Genomic DNA, 12414 nt, shown 5'->3' on the forward strand with positions numbered 1-12414 from the left:
AAGACATCAAAATCGCAACGCTTTTGTCCGGCGAATAAAGTTCAAGTAATATGTAGCCGCCATTTAGTAACACGAATATCTGTCAACACCTGACAGCTTACTTCACTGCTAAAACCATTGGCTCAAAGCAGCTAGACTAGTCATCGGCTTTCGCAACATTGCAGTCGCTCAAAAGCGAGCGCTGAATGCACACTATGTCCGCACAGCAGGCATTCATTAAATTTTGCCGAATGGCGGCATCGAGCCCCGAAGATGACATTGTTATTCTTTCGGTCTAGCTTGCAGGTCATGTATTAGTTGGAGCGTTTACTATGTCTACGCCAGAAAGCAGGCTTGAAGAATTGGGCTTGAAATTGCCTGCGCCTACCAAGTTACCGGATGGCCCGCACATACCCTTCGAATTTGTTAATGTCAGAGGTGACCGTGCACTTTTCTCAGGTCACCCAAAAAACGCAATGGATGGTAGTCTGGCCGGGCCCTTTGGAGTTGTCGGAGCCGAAATGACTACGGATCAAGCATATGCAGAGGCCCGCGAAGTGGCACTAACGGTGCTGGCTAACCTGAAAGCAGAAATAGGCGAGCTGTCAAGAATTGTTGGATGGGTCCGCGTCTTTGGCATGGTGACATCTGCGCCCGGATACGCGGATCAACATGTTGTGGTAAATGGCTTTAGCGATTTGATTATTGAGGTGTTCGGCCCAGACATCGGTCGCCATGCGCGTTCCGCTATCGGTGTGTCTGGACTGCCGCTGGGTTTCGCAATGGAAATTGAGGGCGAAGTCATGATCTCTGCCTGAAAGGCTTGAGGCATCTTCGTCCGCATTGCGGTCGCTCGCGGCATTTCAGCGAATGACCGCACCGGGCCCAAAGCGGATTATCAAAATTCTTAACCCGTATGGACGACGAGCTGACTGTGGGCATCGGAAAATCGCATAGTTTAGCGAGCGGGCTACGGTCTATCCCTAGATTTTTTTCGTTTCCTTGATGCTATAGTGAATTGGCTTGGTTCCGGAGGTTGGTTGATGCTCATCGTCTTAAGTCTTTATTTCGGCTTGATTTGGTTGGTTTTTTCTAAACTCAAATGGCTTCCGTGGAACGCTTTCTGGAAAACAGTTATCTATGGTGGCGCTGCAGTAATTGCCCTTGTGGTCTTGGGGGCTCTCAACCACACAACACCGACAGGGCCAGTTTCAGTTCAAGGAATTGAGACAAACATCGCACCTAACGTATCCGGAACTGTTGTCGAGGTGGCTGTCGAGGCCAATCAATCCGTTAATGAAGGTGATCTACTCTTCAAAATTGATCCTGAGGTTTTTGCTGCTGAAGTGTCACGTCTCGAGGCCTCTCTTGAAACCGCTAAGTCTTCGGCTGACCAGTTACTGACTGATCTCGCTGCAGCCGAGGCTGAAATCGAGTCTTTGAATGCCCAGCTTCTCTTTGGGCAGCAGAGGCGCGACGACATCATCCAATTGGAAGAGCGAGGCGCATCGACAACCTTTCAACTCCAAGAAGCCGTTGCTACGATTGATCAATTGACCGCGAACATCCGAGCAGCTGAAGCGCGCAAGAAGGGAATAGAGCGTCGAATTTCCGCTACGATTGATGGCCGGGACGCCGCAGTTGTGGAAGCGGAAATGGCGCTCGAGCAGGCCAGATGGAGTCTTGAAGAGACAGAGGTTCATTCACCCGGAAATGGCGTTGTTTCTGCTGTAACACTTAGGCCAGGAAACCGCGCCACTACGTTTCAAGGTGCGATAACATTTATTGATCCGTCGGATTTTGCAATTGTAGCCTCCCTTCCACAATCTAGTCGCCAAAACGTAAACATCGGAGACGAGATTAGGTTGGCACTGCGGACACAGCCTGGCACAGAGCTCTCTGGCATCATTGTTGCTTTACCGGTGGGATCCGCCGAGGGGACACTTGATCTGCGCGCGGGGCTTCCTTCAATACGAGAGCTGGCCGGTATCTCTAGCTACCTAGTGCTGATCGAGTTATCTGACGTTTCCGATTTGGAAGTTCTTCCTTTTGGCACATCTGGAACAGCATTGGTAATGACTGAAAAAGCAGGCGCAATTGGCGTACTTGCCGAAGTTTTGTTCTGGGTAACTAAACAGTTGAATTATTTGTAGCCTTTGGACGTAGTTCAACTGCACCATTCCCTTTTTCATGTTCGGCTTCGTCCGCTTGGCAGACGTTCAGCAGATTTCAGCGAACGTCCGCTGCCGTTCAATGCAGACCTTCGGGCGAAATTTCTCGGAATGACCACCAACAATGACCGCTTTACGTTCTTAAGCCGTCATCTGACTGAAAGACTCAGATGACTGCCTTGAGCCCGAAGCAGACCTTCTCGACCAGTAGACCACGCCGTTGCAGTATTACTTCTCGTTAACCGGAGCGCCGCGGCGCAGATCAAAGACCAAACACTCATGCTGGCTGCGGCGAAATTCGGAGGCACCACGTCTCCATCGCGGACAAAACACTCGTTGTCTCTGGGGCCGCTGCATGGACTAAACCCACTCGATCGGATTCGTCTTCAATACCGCAGCGGATAAGCCGTCGTTGCGCGAAACAGCGGCTCACTGTAGACTTCAAACAGGGGAGGTAGATCCATGCGTTGGATTATTACCATCTTTACTACGGCATTCTTTATACATGGGCCCGCTCAAGCAGGTCAGTTGTTCGATGCAGCAAAGCAGGGTGATACAGCGACCGTTAAGGCTCTGTTGGAAAGCGGTACCTCGGTTGATGAGCGGGGGCCGAACAAGGCTACGCCCTTGATCGCTGCTTCGTTGGCTGGAAACACCGAAACCGCTGCGGCTCTGATCGAAGCAGGGGCTGACGTGATGGCGCGTAACCACAGCGGTTTCACTCCACTTCACGCGGCTGCCTTCGGCGGTAAGATTGAGACAGCGCAGCTGCTTCTCGCTAAAGGCGCAGACGTGAATGGACGCATCAACAGGGCCGAAAAGTCACCCATCTTCATGGCGGCCGACGAGGGTCATATCGAGATGATCGAGCTACTGCTCGACAACGGTGCGGATATTGTGACACTCGATAACGATGGCTTTTCGGTTCTAATCCGAACGATGTTCCGTAAACACTATGATATCGTTGGGCTGTTGAAGCAGAACGGAGCCACATGCCCCCCGCCAGATGCCTTCGGCCCGGAATTTCACCGCCTGTGTTTGGAGGCAGGCACATAAGGTAAGGTCAAAAAATGAACATTCGACTTCTGATGAGCGGGCTGGTTATTGCAGGCATGACCACGAGTGCGCTGGCGGATGAGCCCATCAACACTGGGCCTTTCGGCGATGTTGCAATCAAGGGTTATGACACTGTTGCCTATTTCACCGAAAGCCGTGCGGTAAAGGGGTCAAGTGAGTTCGCATATGATTGGCTTGGCACGCCATGGCACTTCAACAGCGCGGAGAACCGCGAACTGTTTAAGTCTGACCCAACCAAATACGCTCCGCAATACGGCGGGTATTGCACATTGGGTGTCGGCCTTGGGGCCAACGCGTCTGAAAACATCGACCCAGTAAATTCCTGGCGGATCATCGATGGGAAGCTTTACTTTATATCGGACCCGACCGGAGCAGAAATGCTTGACCACCCAGAAGGGGAGGCGGTGATCGCCAAGGCGGATGCGAATTGGGAGAAGACCAAGCCGCTGGCAGCCAAGGATTACTCCAACTGACGCGCACCTCGGATGATGGTCATCCGCCAGGCCTAAAGTGAAACAGAATATGCGGGTTGATGTAGCTGTAAGGCGCGCTCGCCCCGACCTCTTCTTCGGCATTTTTGTAGACCATGCCACAAGCCGGGCGACCAAGCGAAAGACCGGGTTGTTGCAAGCACAATGTGTCATCTTTCACAAATGCCGATCCAGTGACAAACAATGTGGATGCGCGCAAGGCCATACTTCCGTTCTCTGAAATCTGCATCAAGCCGGGTCCGCGGCCTTCGAAGTTTCCCTGCCATACGTTTCCATCGATCAGAGCGGTAACCGCGTCGGCAGATAGCTTTTCGCGCGCGCCAGGTTGAAAGCCGAAGGGCCATTCCTGCACGCCCGCAGTCAACATTGCATCAATGATCCGATCGAGTTCTTCCTGCTTCCGAAAATGCGCAAACAAGACTTTGTAGAGTTGCGCCGAAGTATGCGGAGCAAATTCGGCCACCTCGTCTGCAGTTGCTTGCGCCTTTTGCGTCTGGCCAGCCTCTCCATAGGCGGCAGCGAGGATGTTAAAGTAGTCCTCAATACCTTGAGAATTGCCTTTTATCTCCTCAAGGATTTCGACGGCACGTTGGGGACGCCCTGTCAGAATATAGGACAAGCTTGCGATCTGACGTGCATAGCCCGGCAATAGTGGGTTGAGACGCAGAGCCGTTTCGAAATTCTCGATCGCCTCTTCATGTCGTCCGTAGAATGTTTGCGCAAAGCTCAGCGCAAGATAGGCAGATGCTTCACCGGGGGCCTTCTCGACAGAAAGCTGCGCCGAGCGCATCGCTTCCTCATACCTTCGATCCACAGTCTGCAACTCGCTTAATACGGCAAAAGGCATCGCCGCATCGGGATCAATTTCTAAGGCACGACCAGCATGTTCGTAGGCGCGTTTCCGGGCGACCGGAAAGGGCAGCACATCGTCATAGTTACGGCGCATGATCAGTGCCTCGGTGCGGGCCCGTGCCGCGAATGCCCTTGCAAAAGTCGGGTCGATTGCGGTTGCGTCCGAATAGAGGCTCAAAGCTTCGCGCAGCTTGGGCCGAAAGCCGCTGCGAGCGGCTTCTTCGGCTCTGAGAAAGAAGTCATATGCTTCCAGATTCGTTGTAGGTAGGCGTTCGATCCGCTCCTTTTCGGACACACTCACATCCACACCAAGTTGATCAATGATCTCGTTTATCAGGCCAGCCTCCATGGAGAAAATATCGGCTTCGTCTCGCTCCAACCGCTCGGCCCATACTGTCTGCCCGCTGCTCACATCTGTCAGCCGCGCGTTGACCAAAAGCCGAGTTCCCGCTCTGCGCACGCTGCCTTCGAGAACATAGCCCACCCCTAACTCGCGACCTATGGCCCTGCTGTCGATTGTCCGGTCCCGATAGGAAAACGCGGTGTTGCTGCCGATCACCATCAGCCCGGCGACTTTCGAGAAATCTGTAATCAGATCGTCCGTGAGCCCATCTGCGATGTAGCGTTCCGCGTCTGGCAGCCCGAGGTTTTCAAAGGGCAACACGACGAGAGAAGGCAGCCCGTCCTCTGCCGCGATGATTTCACTTTCAGCGCCGCCGAAAAGGGCAACTATGCCATCACGCAATATAAAAGCGGCACCTGAAAGAACCGCGATTACGGCCACCGCCGTGACAGCGCCTCGAACTTTGAAGCGAGACAGTGAAGTGTATTTCGAGCCATTCGGGTCCGCCATCCGAAATACCGTGAGAGGCTCAGGTATGTTTTTGACCCGGTGGACACCCGCAGATTCAAATGGCTTACTAACTTTGCCGCGCGTGTGTTCGTAAACCTCGCGCGAGATGCAGATGCCTCCGGGCGTAGCTAGGGGTTCCAGGCGCGCCGCAATGTTAACACCGTCTCCGTAAATGTCGTCGCCATCGATGATTAGATCTCCCAGGTTGATACCGATCCGCAATTCGATACGCTGGTGGGGATCAATGGTGTCGTTTCTGTCCTTAACCGCCTCCTGTATCTGGATCGCAGCCTCGACGGCATCAACAACGCTTGCAAATTCGGCCAGCAGTCCGTCGCCGATAAGCTTGACGATCCGCCCGTTCTTTTCATCTATCAAACGGGTGAGGATGTCTTGGCGCACCGTGGTCAAACGTTCGAAAGTGCCCACCTCATCCTCGGCCATCATACGGCTGAAACCGACTACGTCTGCGGCGAATATGGCGGCAAGCCTGCGTTCCAAGGTTTGCCCCTCTCCTCCAAAATGCGGGCAGTACTGCGAAGTTAACACTAAAAAAAACGTGACGGAAACTGCGCTCGCTAAAAATATTTGGCTGGGCGGGTGCTTGTCTTTCAAAGGTACGGTGGCGCAACAAGCCAGTTGTTTCCGAGCAGCATAAGGCAGCTTGCTCCGCATTTGAAACATTATATCCGAGCGAAGCGAACGGCCTGATTAAGTTTTGACCTATATGCATGATTTGAACGTCCGATATCGAGAAATCGTGCTGCCCCGTCGCGGGCGATACCGTGACACTGTCGAGCAATCGATTTGATTTTCGCTGCGCCAGCATCGGGCGGCTTTGTCCGCGATGCAGACATAGTGATGATTTTGAAGAACGACCGCTTTTAGCGAAAGCTGCCTTTGAAGATGGAGTGCAGTTACAGACCTATCGCTCGGTTTTAGTGAACTTAAGTTCACCGGTTGTTTTAAGAAAACTGAACCTACAGCAGGAATTGAAAGCTGGTGTCGCACATGTAGCCATGTCGCACCATGACGGAACTACATTCCAAAAAATTCAAATTTTGTGTGTTTGAACAATTGGTGTTGCACACTCTTTAGCTAAGAATATTCCAAATTATACCTAGGCGTTCCGACTTCCCAAGTGGGAATTATAGTGGGAACGCACTGCGCAAATGGTGAATTTATATTTTTAAATCAAGGAGTTAATTTGATTAAGTGGCGGACCGAGGAGGATTCGAACCCCCGACCCCTTGATTCGTAGTCAAGTACTCTATCCAGCTGAGCTATCGGTCCGCGTTGGTGAGGCGGTATTTAGACCTGAGGCCACGGGCGTGCAAGCCGATTCTTTAAAAAAACTTCAAAAAGTCATATCACCACGTGGGAGCCTTATTTCAAAGGTTGTTCCCTCGGGTCCGGTGGTTTTCAGGAACAACTCCCCGCCATGGCCACGCACCAACTCTTGCGAGATGGCCAATCCTAAACCCGAGCCGCCTTTACGCACCCCCCCCTGAAAGGGTGTAAACAAATTCTCTTGGGCCTTTGGCGGAAGACCCGGGCCCGTATCGCTGATTTCGATACACCAATCCTTTTCCTGCTCGGAGGCGTTTACAGAAATGCGACCCGGTTTTCCAGAAGTAGACAGCGCCTGTCGTGCATTGCGTACGAGGTTCATAATGACCCTGAAAATCTGCTCGGGGTCAGCACGGACAACAAGATCTTCGGGCACTTCATTTACGATCTCAACACAGGCATTCGCCAGCGCGAGCCTCTCGCTGGTGGCAACATCCTCGGCAATCTCTCGCAGGCGCAACATGGTCAGTGTCGGGGCGGGCTCCTCCGCGCGACCAAAGGCCAGTGTGCTTTCGCATAATGAGACGGCGCGGGTGATCGAATTGACAAGTTTTGGCGCCATACGAGCCACCAGCGGGTCATTACTCGCCTCAATCCGGTCGGTAAACAGCTGGGCCGAAGTCAGAATGTTGCGCAAATCATGGCTAACCTTAGCCACTGCTCCTCCCAATTGCGCCAGGCGTTCGCGTTGCTTCAAGGCTTGTGTCAGATCAGTTTGAAGCATCTGCAAGGCCTCTTCGGCTTCGCGCAGTTCCGTCACCTTGGAATTGGGTGAGATAATTCCGCGCGCGTCCTCGGGTGCGCTGGCGTATCGTTGCATATAGCCGACCACACTTTTGATCGGGCGTACCAGAACCACGCGCACGGCAAGAAACAGGAATGAGGCGGTAATGATAGAAATCACAAAGGACAGGCCCAAAATGCGAAGCCCGTAATCCGTCATCGCCATTCGCAACGGGTCGCTATCCATTGTTACTTCTATCAGCAGACCAGCATCCTTGACTGGCGCACCTAGAACGCGAATGACCTCGTTTTCGGGTGTAAACAGCCGCAGAGTCGCGTCGCGGATCAGCACCCAGGCGCTGGCATCGCGCAGATCGAAGGTTTTGGAGATCCGATCCGGGATGGGTGAAGACAGCATGAGTTGGCGCACTTCGTCGCGGCGCAGCACGACGTTGTAAACACCCGCATTGACCAGCAGTTCTGCCTCAAGCTCGTCGGCCAGCATATCATCAGCCAGCAACGCCAACGAAGCGATCTGGGCACGCTCGAGCCGGTTCAGTAGGAAATCTTCACGAAAGCGCGCGATCGATGGCACAAAGATCAGAACTTCGGCCAACATCACGAAGACCGTCGTCAGGATCAGAAATCGGCCCGACAGCGAGTTCACTTTGCGCTCCTCCTTAGGTCAGGGAATCCAGCGCTGGACGAATCTGACCACTTTCTTAACCGTTTGATTCTCAAACAGCCTTGGCGTGAAATAGGCACCCGCCACCCGTTTGTTAAGCTCTCCGATCGTCGGATAGGGCGAGACCATGGCAGCGATCTGCCCCATCTTTAGGTTATTTGCGAGCGCCAGCGACCACAAGTTGATCAGTTCACCGGCTTGGTGCCCTACGATTGTTGCACCGACGGGGCGACCTTTAACTACCATCACCTTGATAAAGCCTTTCGTTTTCCGATCGGAAATCGCCCGGTCATTATGGTGATAATCGAAACGGGCAATTTCCACCGCGTCTCCGTGTTGGGCACGCGCTTGCGCTTCGCTGAGACCGACCTGTGCCAGTTCCGGGTCGGTATATGTCGCCCAGGGGATATGTGCTGTCTTCGCCTTTGACGGTAACCCGAACAGGGCTGAGCGAATGATAACCCCCGCCTGATAGCCTGCCACATGGGTAAATTGCAGACCACCTGCGACATCTCCGATAGCATAGACCTTGCGGTTGGTAGTTCGCAGTGAGTCGTCGACCTTGATACCGGTGCGAGTACGCTCAATCCCGGCAGCTTCAAGATTTAGGCGATCAACGTTGGCCTTGCGCCCAACGGCAAGCAACAAATGTGAACCAGCGTGAATCTCTCCATTCTCGGTCACGACCTCTATGACGCCCGCATTGTCTCTGATCTGAGCCACCATGGCGTTTTCATGAATCGCGACGCCTTCCGCCTTCAGGGTGTCCAGCACGATGGTTGCGGCTTCGGGGTCGTCCTTGCCGAGCGCCTTCAGGCCTTCGATCACCGTAACCTTACAGCCCAGACGGATATGCGCCTGCGCCATCTCCATGCCGATCGGGCCGCCACCGATGATCAGCAGATGCTCGGGCTTGTCGCGCAGGTCGAAGATGGTCTCATTGGTAAAATAGGTTACCTGATCCAGACCCGGCAATGGTGGCACCAGCGGCGAAGACCCGGTGGCCACAACAACGCGGCGGGCTGTGATCAGGTGACCGCCAGCCTGAACCTGAGTTGGTGAGACAAAGCCACCGTATTCCCGGATTACTTTGACACCAAAACTCTCGAAACGCTCCTGACTGTCCATCGGTTCGATCTGAGCGATCACGTCATGCACATGATCCTTTGCAGCGGCATAGTCGACCTGCGGCACCACGTCCGCGACCCCAAAGGCCGAAGCGTGTGCTTGCCCATGTGCCGCCTTACCGCTGGCAATCAGGGCCTTGGAGGGAACGCAGCCAAAGTTCAGGCAGTCGCCGCCCATCTTGTGCCCCTCCAGCAGGACGACATCCGCCCCCATCTGGCTGGCCCCGGCCGCCACAGACAATCCGCCCGACCCGGCGCCGATCACCAGGATATCGGTCTTTAACTCATGCATGAATCAAGTGTCCTTTCGGCCACGGAGGGATTTGATAACAATCGGCAGCGCCGCCAGAACACACAAGCCGATGATGGGCCCAATGACAAACGGCTCCCACAGCAACGAAACATCCGGCGTCTCACCCCGGTCAAATACACCCCCGAGCCCGACGCCAATCCAAGTATAGACGATGCCGCCTGGGATAATGCCCAGCGCAGTCGTGATCAGGAAGTTCCGAAATTTCACGCCAACCAATGCAGGCACCAGATTGGCCACGAAGAACGGCACCACAGGCACCAGGCGCAACAGGAAGAGAACCGAGATCTCATTCTCACGCAGGCCGTCTTTCAGTTTCTTGACCGTCCCTTCCGAGGAATCCAGCCGCGCCGTGAGTGACTCGCCCAACCCCCAGCGTGCTGCAAGGAAGATGGCTGAGGCCCCGATCGTAGCTGCAACAACATTGAACACGGTCCCGGCAAAGAGACCAAACAGGAAGCCCCCGGTCATCGATGCCACCGCAGCTCCGGGCAATGAGAAGGCCACGATCACGATGTAAATGCCAATAAAGGCAGCAACCATCGCCAAATAGTTGGCATCCCGCCACGCCAAAAGCGCCTCGCGGTTGTCGCGCAAGGTCTCAAACGTCAGGTAATCGCCCAAGGTAAAGAAACCCACCGCAGCGACGACGAGAATCACCAGCAAAGGGATATGACGCGCAGGTCCGCTGCGCGGGGTCTGAGTTGTATCACTCATTACAGTGTCCGGTTTGGTGCGTTTCATTCTGGCACCAACATGCGATGCCTTGGGCCCGCACAACAGGGACCTCACGCGGCGTTGATGTTTATGGCCCGGAATGTGACGAATTCGGGCAATAATACCTGCGACTTGAAACCTTTTGCTGGTGCCGGTTACAGAATTGTTGCAAAAGGCGGCGAAACCCCCACCTAGGGGTTTGACTTAACTCCCGTGACCCAGTAGAGGACGGGCTTCGAACACTAGGGCCAGGCGAATCCGCGCCGCACCCGACCGCTATAGATTGGAGACGGAGCGATGAAACGCACCTATCAGCCTTCGAACCTGGTTCGCAAACGCCGCCACGGTTTCCGCGCGCGCATGGCTACCAAAGCCGGCCGCAAAATCCTGAACGCGCGCCGCGCACGTGGCCGCAAATCGCTGAGCGCGTAAACCGCTCACTGATCAGGTTATGAACATGACGCCGCCGGAGGCCCCTGAGGATGGTACAAACCAGCCGAGGGTCAAGCCCCCGGCGGCGTCCGTTTGCGCGCACGAAACTTTGACTGTTCTGCAGAATCGCTCTGATTTTCTTAAAGCAGCGCGTGCGAAACGGCATGGCACCGCCTCGATGATGGTGCAAGCGCGAAAACGCGGCACGGATGAAGCGACGGGTATTCGCGTCGGATTTACCTGTTCCAAGAAAGTCGGCAACGCCGTGGCCCGCAACCGCGCCAAGCGCCGATTGCGCGAGGCCGCGCGGGCAGTTCTTCCCATTCAGGGACGCGAAGGGTGGGATTACGTCCTAATTGGCCGTGCCGAGGTCACTGCCGCCCGGCCCTTTGAGGCACTGAAAGATGATCTGCGCTTTGCCCTGCGCAAAGTGCATGGCGGCAAATGACCCTGTTTGCCCATATCCTCGCCCTGCCGATCCGGGCCTATCGGCTAATCTTCAGCCCATGGGTTGGTTTCAATTGCCGGTACCAACCAACCTGTTCGGCCTACGCGCTGGAGGCGCTGGAAAAACATGGCCCCATCAAGGGCACATGGCTGGCTGCGCGGCGCATTGGACGCTGCCATCCATGGGGCAGCGATGGATATGATCCGGTTCCCGACGACGAATAACGCTCACCCTTGCCCGGTTCACTCAACTGCGATAGGCCCGCCCCATGTTCGACGAAGCTGACGATATCCATCCGCTCTTTGCCGGGGCGCCCTCGACCACCGAGTTCAAGAAACTGCGCAAACGCATTGTGCGTCAGACGCGTGAGGCCATTGATCAATACGGGATGGTGGACCGTACCAATGATGGAAAAACGCCCCGGTGGTTGGTTTGTCTGTCGGGAGGCAAGGACAGCTATACCCTTCTGACAGTGCTCCACGAACTAAAATGGCGCGGGCTGCTGCCTGTCGATTTGCTGGCCTGCAATTTGGACCAGGGTCAGCCGGGTTTCCCGGCCACTGTTCTTCCCGAGTTCCTCGAACGCATGGGAGTGCCGCATCGGATCGAATATCAGGATACTTATTCGATTGTGGTGGATAAGGTTCCCCAGGGCCGCACCTATTGCGCACTTTGCTCGCGTTTACGGCGGGGCAACCTCTATCGCATCGCGCGCGAAGAAGGGTGCACAGCGGTCGTGCTGGGCCATCACCGCGACGATATTCTTGAGACCTTTTTCATGAATCTGTTCCACGGGGGCCGTCTTGCGACCATGCCGCCCAAACTGGTCAATGAAGGGGGGGATCTGTTTGTCTATCGCCCCCTCGCCCATGTGGCCGAGGCGGATTGCGAGAAATTTGCAAAGGCGATGAACTATCCCATCATCCCATGTGATTTGTGCGGCAGCCAGGACGGGCTGCAACGTCAACAGGTCAAACAGATTTTGGACCAGTGGGAAAAAAATGCGCCAGGGCGACGTCAGGTGATGTTCCGGGCGCTGACAAATGCCAGACCGTCGCACCTGCTTGACCCGAAACTTTTTGATTTTATGAACCTTTCGACCGGACAGATTCAAAACGACGAAAATTCGGCGGAAATTCCCAAGTTGCGTTAACGAGTGACTCAGATAGATTTCCTACGGTTGGCCTGCGCGATCCTTG

General features: G+C 54.6%; 13 protein-coding genes and 1 tRNA gene. 9 read left to right on the top strand and 5 right to left on the bottom strand.

What is annotated here, in order from left to right; genetic code table 11:
• The first annotated feature begins 311 nt into the window (after nt 1-311).
• From ACR0KN_RS06730 to ACR0KN_RS06745, 4 genes are all read left to right on the top strand, one after another.
• Nucleotides 312-797, top strand: coding sequence for a RidA family protein (locus tag ACR0KN_RS06730; protein WP_480652335.1), 486 nt, complete (start codon nt 312-314; stop codon nt 795-797).
• Nucleotides 798-1022: 225 nt separating this feature from the next.
• Complete coding sequence (locus tag ACR0KN_RS06735; protein WP_480652337.1) at nt 1023-2132, top strand: HlyD family secretion protein; 1110 nt, start codon at nt 1023-1025, stop codon at nt 2130-2132.
• A 480-nt stretch (nt 2133-2612) separates the two neighbouring features.
• Nucleotides 2613-3206, top strand: coding sequence for an ankyrin repeat domain-containing protein (locus tag ACR0KN_RS06740; protein WP_480652339.1), 594 nt, complete (start codon nt 2613-2615; stop codon nt 3204-3206).
• A gap of 14 nt (nt 3207-3220) precedes the next feature.
• Complete coding sequence (locus ACR0KN_RS06745; protein ID WP_170752043.1) at nt 3221-3700, top strand: YHS domain-containing (seleno)protein; 480 nt, start codon at nt 3221-3223, stop codon at nt 3698-3700.
• A gap of 19 nt (nt 3701-3719) precedes the next feature.
• Here the strand turns inward: ACR0KN_RS06745 and ACR0KN_RS06750 are convergent, their stop codons facing one another.
• Nucleotides 3720-5924, bottom strand: a complete 2205-nt coding sequence (locus ACR0KN_RS06750) for an adenylate/guanylate cyclase domain-containing protein (protein ID WP_170773756.1) — start codon at nt 5922-5924, stop codon at nt 3720-3722.
• 284 nt (nt 5925-6208) lie between these two features.
• Here ACR0KN_RS06750 and ACR0KN_RS06755 point away from each other — a divergent pair, with 284 nt between their 5' ends.
• Nucleotides 6209-6496 (top strand): hypothetical protein, encoded by a 288-nt coding sequence (locus ACR0KN_RS06755; RefSeq protein WP_480652341.1) that lies wholly within the window; start codon nt 6209-6211, stop codon nt 6494-6496.
• A gap of 143 nt (nt 6497-6639) precedes the next feature.
• Here ACR0KN_RS06755 and ACR0KN_RS06760 read toward each other — a convergent pair.
• The 4 genes from ACR0KN_RS06760 to ACR0KN_RS06775 form a co-directional block, all read right to left on the bottom strand.
• Nucleotides 6640-6716: transfer RNA gene (locus ACR0KN_RS06760), tRNA-Arg, on the bottom strand.
• Nucleotides 6717-6780: 64 nt separating this feature from the next.
• On the bottom strand, nt 6781-8163 hold the full coding sequence (locus ACR0KN_RS06765; RefSeq protein WP_260024326.1) for a sensor histidine kinase: 1383 nt from the start codon (nt 8161-8163) through the stop codon (nt 6781-6783).
• A gap of 18 nt (nt 8164-8181) precedes the next feature.
• Nucleotides 8182-9600, bottom strand: coding sequence for a dihydrolipoyl dehydrogenase family protein (locus ACR0KN_RS06770; protein ID WP_480652343.1), 1419 nt, complete (start codon nt 9598-9600; stop codon nt 8182-8184).
• 3 nt (nt 9601-9603) lie between these two features.
• Complete coding sequence (locus tag ACR0KN_RS06775; protein ID WP_480652345.1) at nt 9604-10335, bottom strand: TVP38/TMEM64 family protein; 732 nt, start codon at nt 10333-10335, stop codon at nt 9604-9606.
• A 297-nt stretch (nt 10336-10632) separates the two neighbouring features.
• Between ACR0KN_RS06775 and rpmH the strand changes: the two genes are divergently transcribed.
• From rpmH to ttcA, 4 genes are read left to right on the top strand one after another with little or no spacing between them, the layout of a single operon-like run.
• Nucleotides 10633-10767 (top strand): 50S ribosomal protein L34, encoded by a 135-nt coding sequence (gene rpmH / locus ACR0KN_RS06780; protein WP_005980833.1) that lies wholly within the window; start codon nt 10633-10635, stop codon nt 10765-10767.
• 25 nt (nt 10768-10792) lie between these two features.
• Nucleotides 10793-11215, top strand: coding sequence for a ribonuclease P protein component (rnpA, locus tag ACR0KN_RS06785; RefSeq protein ID WP_170478182.1), 423 nt, complete (start codon nt 10793-10795; stop codon nt 11213-11215).
• On the top strand, nt 11212-11439 hold the full coding sequence (gene yidD / locus ACR0KN_RS06790; RefSeq protein WP_010437166.1) for a membrane protein insertion efficiency factor YidD: 228 nt from the start codon (nt 11212-11214) through the stop codon (nt 11437-11439). The genes rnpA and yidD overlap by 4 nt, the downstream gene beginning before the upstream one ends.
• A gap of 44 nt (nt 11440-11483) precedes the next feature.
• Entirely contained in the window at nt 11484-12368 is an 885-nt protein-coding gene (ttcA, locus tag ACR0KN_RS06795) for a tRNA 2-thiocytidine(32) synthetase TtcA (RefSeq protein WP_480652348.1), read from the top strand.
• The last annotated feature ends 46 nt before the right edge of the window (nt 12369-12414 follow it).

The sequence above is a fragment of the Ruegeria sp. AP7 genome, from assembly GCF_056539905.1.